Below are 16,781 nucleotides of genomic sequence, written 5' to 3'. Positions count from 1 at the left end.
CGACCTGGAGGCCGAGCCGTGCGCGGTCGACAACGGTGCGCCGTGGCTCGTCGCGCGGCTGAAGTCGGCCGACGCGTGCGTCGGCCTGTCGCCCGATCCGGCCGCGCTGGCGGCGCTCACGCACCGCTACGGCATGGACGGCCTCGCGGTCTACGCGCCGCACGCCGACGGCGGCCCCGCGACGTTCGAAATCCGCTGCCTGATGACGGGCGGCAACTTCGGCTTCGGCGAGGATCCCGTCACCGGCAGTGCAAACGCGGCGCTCGCCGGGCTGCTGACGCGGCAGGAACGCCGCCCCGGCCAGTCGTATACGGCCCGCCAGGGGACGGCGATCGGCCGTGAGGGCCGCATCTTCGTCCGCTACGACGAAGACGGCACCGCGTGGATCGGCGGCCAGGTCGTCACGGTCGTCGACGGCACCTTCCTGTCCCCCGCGTAACATTTCGCGATGTGCGATGGCGCCGGCCCGTCCGGCGCCCCCCCCTACGATTCGCCCAACTATCGCAAAAACGTTCCAGCCAGTAATATCGGGCCTAATCCGTTGTTTCGGAGGTCTGTCCATGGTTGCGTGTCCCGCGAACGAACAGACGTCGGGACAACCCGAACCCTAGACGGCCATCCAGACGGATGGCGCACGCGAGCAGGACGCCACCCTCTTCGATGAGCTCCGCCCGGTCCAACCACACGCCGCCGACCCGGCCGCTACGCGCGCCGCGCAAATCGCGCCGGCGTGCGCTATTTGCGATCCCGCTGCTCGGGATGCTGGCGCTTGCGCTGCTGTGGGCCGTGATCATCGCGCGTCTGTCGGTGGAAAAGGACAGCGCGTACAAGGAAGCGGCGGCTTCCGCCGCGATCCTCTCCTCTGCGCTCGAGCAGCACACGGTCAAGGCGATCCATCAGGTCGACCAGATCACCCGCTTCGTCAAGTTCGAATTCGAGAAGTCGCCCGCGCGCTTCAACCTCGCCAGCGCCGTCGAGAAAGGCGTCGTGCCGAGCGACACGCTGATCCAGGTGTCGCTCGTCAACGCGAAGGGCATCCTGTTCGCGAACACCGCCGAGCTGCATCCGCAGCCGATCAACCTGTCCGACCGCGAGCACTTCAAGGTCCACCTCGCGCACAACGACGACCGCCTGTTCATCAGCAAGCCCGTCCTCGGCCGCGTGTCGAGCCACTGGACGCTGCAGATGACGCGGCGCCTGAACAACCCGGACGGCAGCTTCGCGGGCATCGTCGTCGTGTCGGAAGACCCGAGCTACTTCACGAACGACTTCTACAACAACGCGGCGATCGGCAAGGAAGGCGTGATCGCGGTCGTATCCGATACGGGTGCCGTGCTCGCGCGGCGCACGGGCTCGGTCAGCAACGCGCCGGGCGCGTTTTCGGCGTCGGGCGTCTACCCGATCGCCGAGCGCGTGACGGGCACGATCATCGACCCGATCGACGGTGTGACGCGCATCGTGTCGTACCGCCACCTCGACGGCTACCCGCTCGCGGTGATGGTCGGGCTGTCGCAAACCGAGGAATTTGCGGACTACTACCATACGCGCAACGTCTACCTGCTGATGACGAGCTTCATCACGCTCGCGATGCTCGCGTTCTTCGGTGTCGCGACGGGCCTGATCGGCAAGCTGCTCGGCCGTGAGCGCGAAATGACGCAGCTCGCCGAATACGACCTGCTCACCGGCCTCGCGAACCGCTACGCGACGCTGCGCGGGCTGCGTAACGACGTGTCGATGCCGACGAGCCTGTCGCGGCTCGGGCTGCTGTTCATCGATCTCGACAACTTCAAGACCGTCAACGACACGCTCGGCCACAACGCCGGCGACATCGTGCTGCAGATGACCGCGTCGCGCCTGTCCGATGCGGTCGGCGACGAAGGCTCGCTCGCGCGCATCGGCGGCGACGAGTTCGTCGTCGTGATGAAGGGCGACGACGTCGAGCGGCGCGCGGTGCGGCTCGCGGAAGCGATCATCCGGATGTTCGGCGAGCCGTTCGACGTGCGCGGCAGTTCGTTCGTGCTGCATGCGAGCATCGGCATCGCGCTGCACACCGTCGCGAACGAAAGCGAGATCGACCTGCTGAAGAAGGCCGATCTCGCGATGTACAGCGCGAAGGACGCCGGCAAGAACTGCTACCAGTTCTACGCGCCGCACCTGTCGCACCGCGCCGACCACCTGATGCGCTGGGAACAGCAATTGCGCGTCGCGCTCGCCGAGGGGCAGCTGTTCCTCGCGTACCAGCCGAAGATCGACCTCACCCACCGCACCATCACCGGCTTCGAGGCGCTCGCGCGCTGGGATCACCCCGAGCACGGGATCATCTCCGCGAACGAATTCATTTCGATCGCCGAATCGACCGGCCTGATCGTGCCGATCGGCGACTTCGTGATCCGCACCGCGTGCGAGCAGATCGCGCGCTGGCGCGACGAGGGCCACGACACGCTGACGCTCGCGGTCAACATCTCGCCCGTGCAGTTCTGGCGCGGCGACCTGATCGAGACGATCTCGCGCACGCTGCAGGAAACCGGCATCGACGCGAACCGCCTCGAAATCGAGATCACCGAAACCGCGATGATGGAGTATCCGGAACTCGTGTCCGAGAAAATCGTCGCGCTGAAGAAGCTCGGCATCCGGATCGCACTCGACGATTTCGGCACCGGCTATTCGTCGCTGTCGTACCTGCACCGCTTCTCCGTCGACACACTGAAGGTCGACCGCTCGTTCGTGCAGGCGATCCCGAACGATCGCAGCGTGTGCGTGATGGTGTCGTCGATCGTACATCTCGCGCGCTCGCTGGGCCTGACCGTCGTCGTCGAAGGCACCGAAACCGAGGAGCAGATCACGTGGCTGTCCGCGCTCGGCGAGATCGAGGCGCAGGGCTTCCTGTTCTCGCGACCGGTGCCGGCCGACGCGATTCCCGCGCTGATCGCACGCTTCGGCGTGCGCGCCGAACCGCCGAACGTGATCGCGCATCGCGCGACCGGCAGCACGGGCGCGTGAGCGCACCGCGGCCGTGGCGGGCCTTGCGCGCGCCGTCATTGTTTCGTTTTCCGATCTGATTGTTTAGTTCATGAACTAGCGTTTCCGCGCATGGCAGTGTCACGGTGCGCGGCGGACAATCGGGAGGGCCAACGTGTCGGCGGGCCGCCGGCATGGCTATACGCGAGAGATCGGGCCCCCGGCCCACCCTACCAACATGACAACCGTCGAAATCGAAGCGACTGCTGATGTCGAACAGGCGCAGGCTTCCCTGTGGAACCTGTTCAAAGTCGTCGCGAGCATTTCGGCGGTCTCGTGGGGCGGGCTGTCGATGATGGCGCAGCTCGAACGCCACTACGTGGAACGGCTGCGGCGCATCGAGCCTCACGTATTCGGCGATCTCGTCGCGCTGGCCTGGCTCGTGCCAGGCCCCGTCGGCTGCAACGTGGCGGTACAGGTCGGCCAGATCCTGCACGGCCGCATCGGCGCATGGGTCGCCGGCCTCGCGAGCGTGCTGCCGTTCTCCATCCTGATGACGCTGTTCGCGATCTTCTATCGCACGCCGCTCGTGCGCTCGCTGGCCGCGCCGATGCTGATCAATCACTTCGGGATGGTGCTCGCCGCGCTGATCGGCGTCACGTGGGTCAAGCAGTTGCGCTCGCTCGCGCGCACGCGGCGCGAGCAGCTGATCGCCGCGCTGTCGACAATTCTGCTCGGTTTCGCGCATAATCCGGCCGCCTTCGTCGGGATTCTTTTCGCCGCGTTCGCGGCGGGCTGGCTGACGGGGCCGCCGCAACGCGACGCGGTCGATGTCACGCTGTCGGCCCGCGACCGCAACCTGCTCGTGCTGCTCGGCGTGCTCGTCACGCTGTTCGCGGTGCCGCTGCCCGGCGACTATCAGGCGACGCTGCTGTGGCCGCGCCTCGCCGGCGCCGGCATGACACTGTTCGGCGGCGGCTTCTCCGCGCTGCCCGTGCTCAAGACGCTGTTCGTCACGCCGGCAACGGGCATCTCCGATCACGACTTCACGCTTGCGTTCGCGTTGTCGCCCGTCGCACCAGGGCCGCTGCTGAATGTCGTGCCGTTTCTCGGCTACCTGACCGACGGCTGGGTCGGCGCGCTGGCCGCGACGGCCGCGCTGTTCATTCCGTCGGGCTGCCTCGTCGTGTTCGCGCAGAACCACCTGTTCCGGCTCAAGCGCCATTCGCGCTTCGAACACGGGATGCGCCTGTTGCGCGCGGCGACCACGGGTTTTCTCGTCGTCGCCGTCGTGAAGATCCTGCATCGCGAGCCGGCTGACCCCGTTTACTGGCTGACGGGCGCCTTCGCGACGCTGTGCTTCGCGCGCTTCAAGGTGCCCGTCTATGCCGTGTACGGCACCGTCGCGGCTGCGTGCGGCGTGTGGCTGTGGGCCGCCGCGCGCTGACCGGCGACGGCCGCCGCCCCGCCGGCCTCTGCCGGCATTCGCCCGTCTCGTCCGTCCTCAACCCGCCTGCACCGCCACCCGGCGTGCCATCCAGCGAGCGCGCAGCGCGTCGTATGCGAGGTTGAAGCAGAACGTGTAAGGCAGGAAGAACAGCACGATGCCGAGGTCGAGCAATAGCGCCTCGACGAGGCTCACGTTCAGCCACCACGCGGCAACCGGCACCACCATCGCGACGAGACCGAGCTCGAACATGACCGCATGCGCGATCCGCATGCCGAGCGTGCGCTTCAAGCCCGCCCGCCGCTCGAAGCGATCGAACAGCGTGTTGAACGCCATGTTCCACGCCATCGCGATCAGCGACACCATCACCGTCAGCACGCCGACGTGCGACACCGGCATGTCGAGCAGCCACGCGCCGATCGGCGCGCACAGCGCGATCGCGATCAGCTCGAATGTCAGTGCATGCAGCAGCCGTTCCGTCACCGTTTTGTTGATCTGTTTCATGATTCCCTCCGATTCGTCTACTTCGTTCATGGCAGCCATTTTGATCGGCGCAACCGTATGAATCCAGTTTGATATCATCGGTTTTACCGATATAACGCCGCCAGGAGTGCTGCATGCGCCACGCCCCCGAAGCCCTGCTCGCATTCGCCGAAGCCGCGCTGCTCGGCTCGTTTACGGCCGCCGCGCGCAAGCTCGGCAAGCGCCAGTCGACCGTGTCGGAGGCGATCGCGAACCTCGAGATCGATCTCGGCGTGCAGTTGTTCGACCGCTCGACGCGCGCGCCGACGCTGACCGATGCCGGGCGCGCGCTGCTGCCGCAGGTGCAGCGCGCGCTCGAGGCCGGCGCGGCGATCGACCGCATGGCCGCGCGGCTCGCGCGTGGCGAGGAAGCACGGCTGACGCTCGTCGTGTCGGATACGTACCAGTCGAAGCGCTATGAGGAAACGTTGATGGCGCTCGAACGGCGCTTTCCGGCGCTCGAGCTCGAATGCCAGATCGCCGAGCACGAGGACGTGCTCGACCTGATCCAGCAAGGGCGCGCGCAGCTCGGGCTGATGGCCGCGCGCGCGGCCTACCCGGCCGATATCGGCGCGGCGACGATCGCGGAGGAATCGGAGATCGGGCTGTTCGTCGGCCGCACGCACCCGCTCGCCGAATACGGCGACGCCGACGTGCCGCACACCGCGCTGCGCGACGTGCGCGAACTGCGCCTCAATACCTATGTGAAGACGGAAGGCCGCAGCGCCGACGACCGGATCGTCGTCGGCACGCAGCACTGGCTGGCACCGAGCTACCTGATGCTGCTGGAGATGGCCGTGCTGGGGTTCGGCTGGGCCGAACTGCCGCGCTGGATGGTCGACCACTTTGCGCACGATCGGCTGTGCGAACTGCGTGCGCGCGGCTGGCCGCGCCGCGTGCGGGTCGATGCCGTCTGGTCGCGCAACCGGCCGCTCGGCCCGGCCGGCTCATGGCTGCTCGACGCGATGCTGGCCGCGTAGCGGCGCTTGCCGGTACACCGGCGGCTGCGCGCCTGCCGACCGGCTCCGGTCATTCAGAAACCGCGCGACAGCACCGCCGCGCCGATCGTGACGACGCCGAGCACGAGGTTCACGACGACGAGCAGGCGCACCGTGTTCACCGCGCGTGCGCCGTCCGGCCACTTTTGCGCCTGCACCGCACGGCGGATACGCGGGAACAGCGCGAACCGGATATGCCCGAAGATCAGCATCATCACGACGCCGAGCCCGGCCATCGCGTGCAGCGACCACGTCGCGTGCGCGCCACCGAATTCCATGAGCAGGAAGCCGCCGGACAGCAGGATCACGATCACGGAACCCGATACCCAGTTGAAGAAGCGGCCGAACACGCCTTCGATCAGCGGCAATCGAAGCTGCGGCGACAGGTCGGACAGCGCCGGGCGCAGGCAGAAGTTGGCGAAGACCATCCCGCCCACCCACACGGCGACGGCCAGCAGATGAAGAAACAGCGCGACGGCGACAGCATGGGACATGACGGCAATCCTGTGAGGAGTTGGGTGCGGCGAACGGCCGCGTCGCACGCGGCATCGAGCGACGTTCGACCGGATTGTCGCTGCACGGTTCAGACCCCAGGCGCGATTTCACACTATTTTGCAAGTTCCGCGTGACAGCGCCACGCTTGCTTACCCGAATCCCCACGCCAAAAGAAAAGGCCGCACGTCCGCCGAAGCGGAGGTGCGGCCTTCGATCGCGGCCGAACCGGACGATCGATCGTGTGTCGCGTCAGCCGAGCAGCGGACGCAGCTCGCTGACGACCTTGAGCTTTGTCTCCGGCGCGCGGCCCTTGCGCGCGCGCTTGCCGACGTGCGGCGCGAGCGCCGCGTACGACAGCGTCTCGTCCATCGCCTTGCCGCCACGGCCCGTGCCGATCAGCACGACGCCGGCCGGATCGATCGCGAGCGCCTGCACGAGCGTTTCCTTGTCGTCGAGCGCCATCAGGATCACGCCGCGACCGCCGCCGGACAGCGTCTTCATCTCGTCCATGCCGAAGACCAGCAGTCGGCCGCCGCTCGACAGGCAGGCAACCTGCTTCGCGTTCGGCAGCACGGGCATCGGCGCGAGCGGCACCGCACCTGCGTCGATCGTCATGAACGCCTTGCCGGCCTTCACGCGGCTCACCATGTCGCCGACCTTCGCAAGGAAGCCGAAGCCGTTGCTCGACGCGAGCAGCAGTTGCTGGTCGGCCGGCGCCGCGTAGTAGTGCATCAGGTGCGAGCCCGATTCGAGCTCGATCAGCGACGTGACCGGCACGCCGTCACCGCGCCCGCCCGGCAGCACCGACACGTCGACCGAGTACACGCGGCCGCTGCTGCCCCACGCGATCAGACGATCCGGCGTGCGGCACTGGAACGCCGCGTAAAGATGGTCGCCGGCCTTGAACGAGAAGCTGGCCGGGTCGAGCCCGTGGCCCTTCAGCGCACGCACCCAGCCCTTCTGCGACACGACCACCGTCACCGGCTCGTCGACCACCTTCGCCTCGAAGGTCGCGCGCTTTTCCTGCTGGATCAGCGTGCGGCGCTCGTCGCCGTACTGCTTCGCGTCGGCCTCGATCTCCTTGATCATCAGCCGCTTCATCGCGCTTTCGTTTGCGAGCAGTTCCTCGAGCTTCGCCTTTTCGTCGCGCAGCGCTTCGAGTTCCTTCTCGATCTTGATCTTCTCGAGCCGCGCGAGCTGACGCAGCCGGATTTCGAGAATGTCTTCCGCCTGCCGTTCGCTGAGGCCGAACGCGCTCATCAGCGCAGCCTTCGGCTCGTCCGACTCGCGGATGATGCGGATCACCTCGTCGATGTTCAGGAAGACGATCATCCGCCCTTCGAGGATGTGGATGCGGTCGTCGACCTTCGCGAGACGATGGCGGCACCGGCGCGTCATCGTCAGCTGGCGGAACTTCACCCATTCGTCGAGGATCGTCAGCAGGCCCTTCTGGCCCGGCCGGCCGTCGGCGCCGATCATCACGAGGTTCAGCGTCGCGTTCGATTCGAGGCTCGTGTACGCGAGCAGCGTGTTCACGAATTCCGTCTGGTCGATCGTGCGCGACTTCGGCTCGAACACGAGCCGCACCGCCGCTTCCTTGCCCGACTCGTCGCGCACCGCGTCGAGCAGGTCGAGCATCGCCTTCTTCGTGTTGAGCTGCTCGGGCGTCAGCGTCTTCTTGCCGAGCTTGAGCTTCGGGTTCGTCAGCTCCTCGATTTCCTCGAGCACCTTCTGGCCCGACGTACTCGGCGGCAGCTCGGTGACGACCAGTTGCCACTGGCCGCGCGCGAGATCCTCGATCTTCCAGCGCGCGCGCACCTTGAGGCTGCCGCGGCCCGATTCGTAGGCCGCCGCGATTTCCGCGTCGCTCGAGATGATCTGGCCGCCGCCCGGGAAATCCGGGCCGGGGATCAGGTTCATCAGTTCCGCGTGCGTGAGCTTCGGATTGCGGATCAGCGAAACCGCCGCCGCTGCGACTTCACGCAGGTTGTGCGACGGGATTTCGGTCGCGAGACCAACCGCGATGCCCGACGCGCCGTTCAGCAGCACGAACGGCATGCGGCTCGGCAGCGTCTTCGGCTCTTCGAACGAGCCGTCGTAGTTCGGCATGAAGTCGACCGTGCCCTGGTCGATCTCGTCGAGCAGCAGCTTCGCGATCGGCGTGAGGCGGGCTTCGGTGTATCGCATCGCCGCCGCGCCGTCGCCGTCGCGCGAGCCGAAATTGCCCTGCCCGTCGATCAGCGGGTAGCGCAGCGAGAAATCCTGCGCGAGACGCACCAGTGCGTCGTACGCCGACTGGTCGCCGTGCGGGTGGTATTTACCGAGCACGTCGCCGACCACGCGCGCCGATTTCACCGGCTTCGCGTCGGGGCCGAGGCCCATTTCGTTCATCGCGAACAGGATCCGGCGCTGCACCGGCTTCTGGCCGTCGCACACGTCGGGCAGCGCGCGGCTCTTCACGACGCTGACCGCGTAGCTGAGATACGCCTGCTCCGCGTAGTTGCCGAGCGTCAGCGCTTCGGCATCCGGTGCATCGGGGCCGGCGAAGAGATCGGAAGTGTTGTCGTCCATCTGAATTCCGTATTCGTAAGTGGCGTGAGGCCGGGCCGGGTGTCATGCCCGGCCGCGCAGGTGCTCGGCTTAGATGTCCGCTTCGACGTCGTTGCCCTTTTCCTCGAGCCAGCCGCGCCGCGCGGCTGCCTCGCCCTTGCCCATCAGCATCGTCATGCGCGCGACGGTCGCCTCGTAGTCGAGCTCGCCGAGCTTCACCGGCATCAGGCGGCGCGTGTCGGGGTTCATCGTGGTATCCCACAGCTGCTCGGCGCTCATTTCGCCGAGACCCTTGAAGCGGCTGATGCTCCATTGCGTCTCGCGCACGCCGTCCTTGCGCAGCTTGTCGAGGATCGCCTCGAGTTCGCCGTCGTCGAGCGCATAGAGCTTCTGCGCGGCCTTCTTGCCGCGCGCGGGCGCGTCGACACGGAACAGCGGCGGGCGTGCGACGCACACATGGCCGCGCTCGATCAGTTGCGGGAAATGCTTGAAGAACAGCGTGAGCAGCAGCACCTGGATGTGCGAGCCGTCGACGTCCGCGTCCGACAGGATGCAGATCTTGCCGTAGCGCAGGTTCGACAGGTCGACGCTTTCATCGGGGCTGTGCGGATCGACGCCGATCGCGACGGAGATGTCGTGCACCTCGTTGTTCGCGAACAGGCGGTCGCGCTCGGTTTCCCACGTGTTCAGCACCTTGCCGCGCAGCGGCAGGATCGCCTGGTATTCCTTGTCGCGGCCCATCTTCGCGGAGCCGCCCGCCGAATCGCCCTCGACGAGGAACAGTTCGTTGCGCGCGATATCTTCCGTCTCGCAGTCGGTCAGCTTGCCGGGCAGCACCGCGACGCCCGAGCTCTTGCGCTTCTCGACCTTCTGGCCCGCACGCGTGCGCGCCTGCGCCTGCTTGATCACGAGTTCGGCAAGCTTCTTGCCGTGCTCGACGTGCTGGTTCAGCCACAGCTCCAGCGCAGGACGCGAGAACGACGACACGAGCTTCACCGCGTCGCGGCTGTTCAGACGTTCCTTGATCTGCCCCTGGAACTGCGGATCGAGCACCTTCGCGGACAGCACGAACGACACGCGCGCGAACACGTCTTCCGCGAGCAGCTTCACGCCCTTCGGCTGCAGGTTGTGCAGTTCGACGAAGCTTTTCACTGCCTGGTAGAGACCGTCGCGCAGGCCGGATTCATGCGTGCCGCCGGCCGGCGTCGGGATCAGGTTCACGTACGACTCGCGCACGAGCGAGCCTTCCTCGCTCCATGCGACGACCCACGACGCGCCCTCGCCTTCGGCGAAGGTGTCGTCGCCCGAACGCGAATCGGCGAAACGCTCGCCTTCGAACAGCGGGATCAGCAGCTCGCTGCCGTTCATTTCGTCGAGCAGGTAGCCGCGCAGGCCGTCTTCATACTTCCACACCTGGCGCTCGCCGCTCTTCTCGTTGACGAGCACGACCTCGACGCCCGGCAGCAGCACGGCCTTCGAGCGCAGCAGGCGCTGCAGCTCGCCGAGCGGCAGGTTCGGCGAATCGAAGTACTTCGGGTTCGGCCACACCTGCACGCGCGTGCCGGATTTCTTCTCGCCGCGGCCCGCGCCCTGCGTCGAGAGCGGCTTCACGACATCGCCTTCGGCGAAGCCGAGCTCCGCGATCTTGCCGTCGCGCCAGACCGTCACGTCGAGGCGCGTGGCCAGCGCGTTCGTCACCGACACGCCGACGCCGTGCAGGCCGCCGGAGAACGTGTAGGCGCCGCCGGCGGCCTTGTCGAACTTGCCGCCCGCGTGCAGGCGCGTGAATACGATCTCGACGACCGGCACGCCCTCTTCCGGGTGCATGCCGAACGGAATGCCGCGGCCGTCGTCCTCGACGGAGACCGACTGGTCGGCGTGCAGCGTGACCGTGATCTGCTTGCCGTAGCCGCCGAGCGCCTCGTCGGACGCGTTGTCGATGACTTCCTGGATGATGTGCAGCGGATTCTCGGTACGGGTGTACATGCCGGGCCGCTGCTTGACCGGCTCGAGACCCTTGAGCACCTTGATCGATGCTTCGCTATAGGCCGCGCTGGGTTTCTTCGTTGACATAGGCGCTGAATTTCGTCATTCATCGGGACGTTGTCCACACCTCGTGTGGATAACGTCGTGGACAAAACGTTGAGTTCCGTAAAAAAGCGAATCGAAACAACGGTGTGCTTGGACTGCTCCGAAAGCGGGCGCGCGGCGTGCGCTGCGCTGCCCGGGACGCGCGGTATTTTACTGGTTCCGCGTGGCACGCCAATCGCGGAATCGCGCGCAGCGGCCACCGGCCGCGCGACGCGTCTGCGTATTACGCGGGCTTGCGCTTCGCCTCGAGCGTTTCCCACCGTTCGAGCGCGGCGAGCAATTCGTCGTCGATCGCCGCGAACCGCTCGGTCAGGCGCGTGCCTTCCTGCGGATCCTTCGCGAAAATCGAACCGTCTTCGAGCTTGGCGTTGATCGTCTTCTGCTCCTCTTCGAGCGTGGCGATCTTCTCCGGCAGCGAATCGAGTTCGCGCTGCTCGTTGAACGACAACTTCACCGTGCGTTGCGTGTTGCGGCCCGCGGCGCTCTTCGCCGGCTCTTCCTTGACGGGTGCCGCGTCCTTGACCGCGCGCTTCGCGGCTTCCTGCTGCGCGAGCTGATCCGCGCGCGCGCTCTGGATCTGCCAGTCGCTGAAGCCGCCAACATATTCGCGCCACTTGCCGTCGCCCTCGGCCGCGATCACCGAGGTCACGACGTTGTCGAGGAACGCGCGATCGTGGCTGACGAGCAGCACCGTACCGTCGTAGTCGGCCAGCAGCTCCTCGAGCAGTTCGAGCGTCTGGATGTCGAGGTCGTTGGTCGGTTCGTCGAGCACCAGCACGTTGGCCGGACGCGCGAACAGGCGCGCGAGCAGCAGCCGGTTACGCTCGCCGCCCGACAGCGACTTCACCGGCGAACGCGCGCGTTCCGGCGCGAACAGGAAATCGCCGAGATAGCTCATCACGTGCTTGCGCACGCCGCCGATCTCGACCCATTCGCTGCCGGGGCTGATGGTATCCGCGAGGCTCTTTTCCTGGTCGAGCTGCGCACGCATCTGGTCGAAATACGCGACCTGCAGGTTGGTGCCGATACGCACCGTGCCTTCATCGGGCTTCAGTTCGCCGAGAATCAGCTTGAGCAGCGTCGTCTTGCCGGCACCGTTCGGGCCGATGAAGCCGATCTTGTCGCCGCGCATCACCGTCGTCGAGAAGCGATCGACGACCGCGCGGCCGCCGTAGCGCTTCGTCACGTCGGTCAGCTCCGCGACGATCTTGCCGGACTTCTCGCCCTGCGCGACGTCGAGCTTCACGTTGCCCTGCGTGTTGCGGCGCTCCGCGCGGTCGTTGCGCATCTGCACGAGCCGCGCGATGCGGCCGACGCTGCGCGTGCGGCGCGCTTCGACACCCTTGCGGATCCACACTTCTTCCTGCGCGAGCAGCTTGTCGAACTTCTCGTTTTCCACGCGCTCGATTTCGAGCTGCTGCTCCTTGCGTGTCTGGTATGCGGAGAAATTACCCGGGTACGACAGCAGCCGGCCGCGGTCGAGGTCGACGATGCGCGTCGCGACGCGGTCGAGGAACGCGCGATCGTGCGTGATGAACAGCAGGCCGGCGCGCTGCGAAACGAGCAGTTCTTCCAGCCAGCGGATGCCGTCGAAGTCGAGGTGGTTGGTCGGTTCGTCGAGCAGCAGCACGTCAGGCTGCAGCACCAGCGCGCGCGCCAGCGCGACGCGCTTCTGCATCCCGCCCGACAACGCATCGACGGGCGCGTCGACGTCCGCCAGGCCGATCTGCGCGAGCGTCATCGACACGCGCGTGCGCCAGCTCCATGCGTCGTGCGCATCGAGCGACGACTGCAGCGCGTTCATGCGCGCGAGCAGCGCATCGTGTTCGGCGCCTTCGGGAATATCCGCGAGGCGGTGCGCGATCGAATCGTATTCTTCGAGCAGTTCGCGCGTGTGTGCGAGCCCCGACGCGACCGCGTCGAACACCGTCGCGCCCGGTTCGAATTCGGGCTCCTGCGGCACATAGACGGTCACGAGTTCCTGCTGGCGCGTGACCAGCCCGTCGTCGGGCTTCGCGAGCCCGGCGACGATCTTCAGCAGCGACGACTTGCCCGCGCCGTTGCGGCCGATCAGGCCGACGCGCTCGCCGGCTTCCAGCGAGAAATCCGCGTGATCGAGCAACGCGACGTGACCGAACGCGAGCTGCGCGCCGGAAATGGAATAGAGCGACATGGGGAGACGGCGAAGAGAGAAATCGGAAGCGCCCATTGTACCGGTCGCGAGCGCCGCCACCGCTATGGCTGGACGGACTAGGCCGGGAAACGGGCTGAGAGGCGGGTTGGAACGCGCTTTTGACGGCAGGCAGGCGGCCATCGAAGCGCAGCGACGCGATGCGATGGCGCGCCGGGGGCACCCGGCTTTCGGTAGCGGAGCCGCGCCGCGGGTTCCGAGCGAAAGCCAACGTCGGCCGGATGCCTGCGGCCGGCCGATCGACCATCCCGCGCCGGACGCCTCGGGCGCCCGTACGCGGCACGCGTGATTACTTCACGTTGACCGTGATCGTCGAGCTCATTTCGGGGCCGTACGACCGGTGGATGCCGTCGCCGAACTGCAGCGTCAGCGTATGCTGGCCGGGCGGCAGCTTGATATCGGTTTCGGTCTGCGCCTTGCCGAAGTGCAGCGAGCGCTCGCTTGCGGGAATCACGTCGCCCTTCGGAATCGGCCGGCCGTCGATCAGCAGGTGATGATGGCCGGTATTCGGCGTCATGTCGCCGGCGGGCCGGAGCTCCATCCCTTCGAGCCCGAACTTCACGTGCACCGGATTCGACACCGTCGCGCCGTCGCTCGGCGCTTCGAAATACACGCGCGCCTCGGCCCGTGCGACCGTCGACACGGCCATTGCCGCCACGCATACCGCACCTGCGATCCACTTTCTGTTCAGCATCGCATTCTCCTTATGATTGGACAGCCCCGGAAGCATACACCTCGCGAACGGCAACCGTGTTTCGGTTGCATTGTTCGCGATGCGTACGTTTAAAACGACGTTGCGGAGCCGTTCGGCGAAATTCCGGTACCATTGCGCCTTTCGTCCGCCGGCGACGCTGCGGACGGCATCACCGAATTTCCCTTTTCCCGAGCGCTACATGAGCGAAGTAACCGAATACCAGAGCTGGGTCTGCCTGATTTGCGGGTGGGTCTACAACGAAGCGGAAGGGCTGCCCGACGAAGGCCTCGCGCCCGGCACCCGTTTCGCCGACATCCCCGCCGACTGGCGCTGCCCGCTGTGCGATGTGGGCAAGGAAGATTTCGTCGTCGTCGATTTCTGATTCGCTGACTCGCTGATTCCCTGGTTTTCTGATCGCGGCTGATTGCGCGATCGCGCGCGTCGGCGTGCATTCCGCCCCGCCGATGCGCCGCGCGTTTGCTATACTCTGCGCGCTGTCCACACCGCCGTCCGGTTCGCGTTTTTTATGCGTGTTACCCGGACATGGCTCTCCCCGTAGTTCAATGGATAGAACAAGCGCCTCCTAAGCGCTAGATACAGGTTCGATTCCTGTCGGGGGGACCATCTCAGTTCCAAGTACCTCCCACGTCTCACAACAAAAACCGCGCCCAGCATAGCTTTGCGGGTTCTTTGCTGCGAACTTCTGCAAAGCCCCCTCAGCCAAAGCAACGCATCGGCAGGGGTTCTTTCCGGGGTTCTTCAGCCCCCAAACCGCAACCCCGACATCGCTCAAACGGCCCCCAGCAGAGGAGCGGACATGGCGCTTACCGACATGGCAATACGCAATGCCTGGTCAAGCGATCGTCTCGACCGGCGCATCGAGCGCGCCGGCCTGGGGCGGTCCGTCTGCGGCGGTCCTCACGGACGTCACGCAATACGATGTCGCGATCGGCAATTCGACCGGGCTCACGTTCATCTCGCCCGGATCATCGGGCGGCTCCCTGATTTCGAATGGCCCCTCGACCCATCCGTCGTTCGGCAATACCGTCACGACGCTGACGGCGACCGGCGCCATCACGCCCTCGCAAACATCCGGCATAGTCGGCACGACGACCAACAACGCAAACGCGGGCAGCGTCGACAACTACGGTCTATCTGCTCGCGTACGCGTCGTTTTCAACCAGCACTTGCACTGCGGTTGGTTTTGTTACCGCTCGCCGTGTTCGGTTGCGCCGCGAAGTTTTTAAGCCGTAGCGCAGGTTTCTCGATGATGTGCCAAGACATGTAACCGGAGGCGACCGACAGAATGATCGACGCAAGCACGAATGGCCCGAACTCGATGTGCGGGAATAGCGCCATCAAGGTTTGCTGGATCAGGAAGGCGTAGACATAAATGCCGTAGGACGGGTCGCCTAGCGCCCCGATCCGGCTGAGATAGGGCGTCTCGGTCACGGCAAACGAGATGACGGCGTAAGGGATCGCAAGCATCAGCAGCCATATCTCGACCGCCGAGCCGCGAGTCATGATGATCGCGGCTGCGACAGGGAGCCATGCCCATGAGAAGAGCGGGATGCGCTTACGCAGATGCCAGAGCAGCGCGCCAGTCGCGAAGCTGGTCCCGGCGCGCACCAACTCATGCGCGTTCATCATGCAGACGTTTCCCGATGGCGGGTGAATCTCCAACCAGCATCCGGCCGCGAGCAGAGCGACAAGAACTGGCACGGTAGCCCTGCGCACAAAGTAGAGCGCCCTGCCGAGCGCGCACAAGCCGAAGTACATCGTCGCCTCTAGCGGCAGTGTCCACAGCGAACCGTTCACATTGTTCGCGAGCGGATTGTGCTCAAACACGCCCGGCAATACGAAGCCCATCGGGTAAAGCAGTAGCGAGCGCAGGTACAGTGCGAACCGTGGGTCGGTGAGATAACCCGCCCCGGGCAGTGTCGTGAGCATCGGGCCAACCACGCAGGCGGCAAGCAGGATCGCGCAGAAGAAGCCGGGCACGATGCGCAGCGCGCGGCGCAGCAGGAAACGGAACGGATGCGGGTCGCGCTCCCAGCTCGCGCTCACCAGATAACCACTGACCGCAAAGAAAGCAAATACGGCGGCGGCGCCCAGATCTCCCAGCGGATAGGTCGCGTCATGGATCGGCCGCGCATGGCTCACGAGCACGGCGAGCGCAGCGACGATCCGGACGAAGTCGAAGTTGTTTTTTTGGGCCATACGACTGATATGAGGAATCGTGTCGACGGATTCTATACGACGTCGCCGGGGCGAGGCGATGGCAGGGATGGTCGAGGCCTGGCGCGGCTAGGCTCGTTTGCTCCCGCTATATTTCCCTAATAATTGCCCTCAAGTCGACCGCAAACCCGCATGGCTGCGCGCTTGTTTTCTGTGCAACTTGTGAGGGATTGCATCGCGGATCGCTTTATCTGGCGCGCTTCTGCGGTTCGTTTCATCATCTGATTCGGGACCAGAGGGGCGAAGGTTCGAACCCTTCGGTCTTGCGCAGTTGCCGGACCATCTCGCGTGCCGCCCACAGCTCGGCGGTGACCTGCCGCGATAGCGCCCGCAGATACTCACGGTGTCCGCCCTTGTAGGCGTTCAGGGACACCTTGGCTTTACCTGCTTGCGCCCTAGGTGCGGTCGCTTTCGTCCACGGTTGCCAGCGCCTGATTGCCTCGGCTTGCGCTTTCCGTTGCTCCGGTGCCCCGTGTCGCGGCATGTCGCGCCGCCCTGTTGTCGGTTAATAGCCCGTTTGGCGCACGCTCAAAATTTCCCGTGCGCATGGCATCCGTATGCGGCTGCATACCTGCATAAGTATTGTTGACCTGCTGA

At 65.8% G+C, this 16,781-nt stretch carries 13 protein-coding genes and 1 tRNA gene; 6 read left to right on the top strand and 8 right to left on the bottom strand.

Going from position 1 to position 16,781, the window contains the following annotated elements; all coding sequences use genetic code 11:
- The 3 genes from G3N61_RS13540 to G3N61_RS13530 all read left to right on the top strand — a co-directional run.
- Nucleotides 1-439 (top strand): PhzF family phenazine biosynthesis protein (locus tag G3N61_RS13540; protein ID WP_205822689.1); only part of this gene is annotated, 439 nt, incomplete at its 5' end.
- Nucleotides 440-660: 221 nt separating this feature from the next.
- Nucleotides 661-3,000 carry an EAL domain-containing protein gene (locus tag G3N61_RS13535; RefSeq protein WP_043189074.1) on the top strand — a complete coding sequence of 780 codons (2,340 nt, stop codon included), beginning with the start codon at nt 661-663 and terminating at the stop codon, nt 2,998-3,000.
- 196 nt (nt 3,001-3,196) lie between these two features.
- Nucleotides 3,197-4,405, top strand: a complete 1,209-nt coding sequence (locus tag G3N61_RS13530) for a chromate transporter (protein WP_043189077.1) — start codon at nt 3,197-3,199, stop codon at nt 4,403-4,405.
- Between the two features lie 57 nt (nt 4,406-4,462).
- Here G3N61_RS13530 and G3N61_RS13525 read toward each other — a convergent pair whose 3' ends face one another.
- Nucleotides 4,463-4,909 carry a multidrug/biocide efflux PACE transporter gene (locus tag G3N61_RS13525; protein WP_043189079.1) on the bottom strand — a complete coding sequence of 149 codons (447 nt, stop codon included), beginning with the start codon at nt 4,907-4,909 and terminating at the stop codon, nt 4,463-4,465.
- Nucleotides 4,910-5,022: 113 nt separating this feature from the next.
- Here G3N61_RS13525 and G3N61_RS13520 point away from each other — a divergent pair, with 113 nt between their 5' ends.
- Nucleotides 5,023-5,907 carry a LysR family transcriptional regulator gene (locus tag G3N61_RS13520; RefSeq protein WP_043189081.1) on the top strand — a complete coding sequence of 295 codons (885 nt, stop codon included), beginning with the start codon at nt 5,023-5,025 and terminating at the stop codon, nt 5,905-5,907.
- A gap of 53 nt (nt 5,908-5,960) precedes the next feature.
- On the opposite strand, the gene G3N61_RS13515 is transcribed toward G3N61_RS13520, so the two are convergent.
- The 5 genes from G3N61_RS13515 to G3N61_RS13495 form a co-directional block, all read right to left on the bottom strand.
- A complete protein-coding gene (locus tag G3N61_RS13515) occupies nt 5,961-6,419 on the bottom strand; it encodes a CopD family protein (RefSeq protein WP_043189083.1) in 459 nt (152 codons plus the stop codon).
- 250 nt (nt 6,420-6,669) lie between these two features.
- Entirely contained in the window at nt 6,670-8,991 is a 2,322-nt protein-coding gene (gene parC, locus G3N61_RS13510; protein ID WP_205822687.1) for a DNA topoisomerase IV subunit A, read from the bottom strand.
- Nucleotides 8,992-9,060: 69 nt separating this feature from the next.
- Entirely contained in the window at nt 9,061-11,043 is a 1,983-nt protein-coding gene (locus tag G3N61_RS13505) for a DNA topoisomerase IV subunit B (RefSeq protein WP_205822685.1), read from the bottom strand.
- Nucleotides 11,044-11,284: 241 nt separating this feature from the next.
- Nucleotides 11,285-13,270, bottom strand: a complete 1,986-nt coding sequence (locus G3N61_RS13500) for an ATP-binding cassette domain-containing protein (protein WP_179258712.1) — start codon at nt 13,268-13,270, stop codon at nt 11,285-11,287.
- A gap of 271 nt (nt 13,271-13,541) precedes the next feature.
- Nucleotides 13,542-13,946 (bottom strand): DUF4399 domain-containing protein, encoded by a 405-nt coding sequence (locus G3N61_RS13495; RefSeq protein WP_043189656.1) that lies wholly within the window; start codon nt 13,944-13,946, stop codon nt 13,542-13,544.
- Nucleotides 13,947-14,145: 199 nt separating this feature from the next.
- On the opposite strand from G3N61_RS13495, the gene G3N61_RS13490 reads away from it, so the two are divergent.
- Both G3N61_RS13490 and G3N61_RS13485 read left to right on the top strand, forming a co-directional pair.
- On the top strand, nt 14,146-14,328 hold the full coding sequence (locus tag G3N61_RS13490) for a rubredoxin (RefSeq protein WP_011352822.1): 183 nt from the start codon (nt 14,146-14,148) through the stop codon (nt 14,326-14,328).
- A gap of 167 nt (nt 14,329-14,495) precedes the next feature.
- A tRNA-Arg gene (locus G3N61_RS13485) sits at nt 14,496-14,570 on the top strand.
- A 229-nt stretch (nt 14,571-14,799) separates the two neighbouring features.
- On the opposite strand, the gene G3N61_RS13480 is transcribed toward G3N61_RS13485, so the two are convergent.
- Both G3N61_RS13480 and G3N61_RS13475 read right to left on the bottom strand, forming a co-directional pair.
- Complete coding sequence (locus G3N61_RS13480) at nt 14,800-15,090, bottom strand: hypothetical protein (RefSeq protein WP_205822684.1); 291 nt, start codon at nt 15,088-15,090, stop codon at nt 14,800-14,802.
- A gap of 32 nt (nt 15,091-15,122) precedes the next feature.
- Nucleotides 15,123-16,166, bottom strand: coding sequence for an acyltransferase (locus G3N61_RS13475; protein WP_205822683.1), 1,044 nt, complete (start codon nt 16,164-16,166; stop codon nt 15,123-15,125).
- Between the last annotated feature and the right edge of the window lie 615 nt (nt 16,167-16,781).

The organism is Burkholderia sp. Ac-20349, assembly GCF_017104865.1.
Lineage (GTDB): Bacteria > Pseudomonadota > Gammaproteobacteria > Burkholderiales > Burkholderiaceae > Burkholderia > Burkholderia aenigmatica.
The sequence above is the reverse complement of the archived record's forward strand: the minus strand, read 5'-3'. Positions and strand labels throughout refer to the sequence as shown.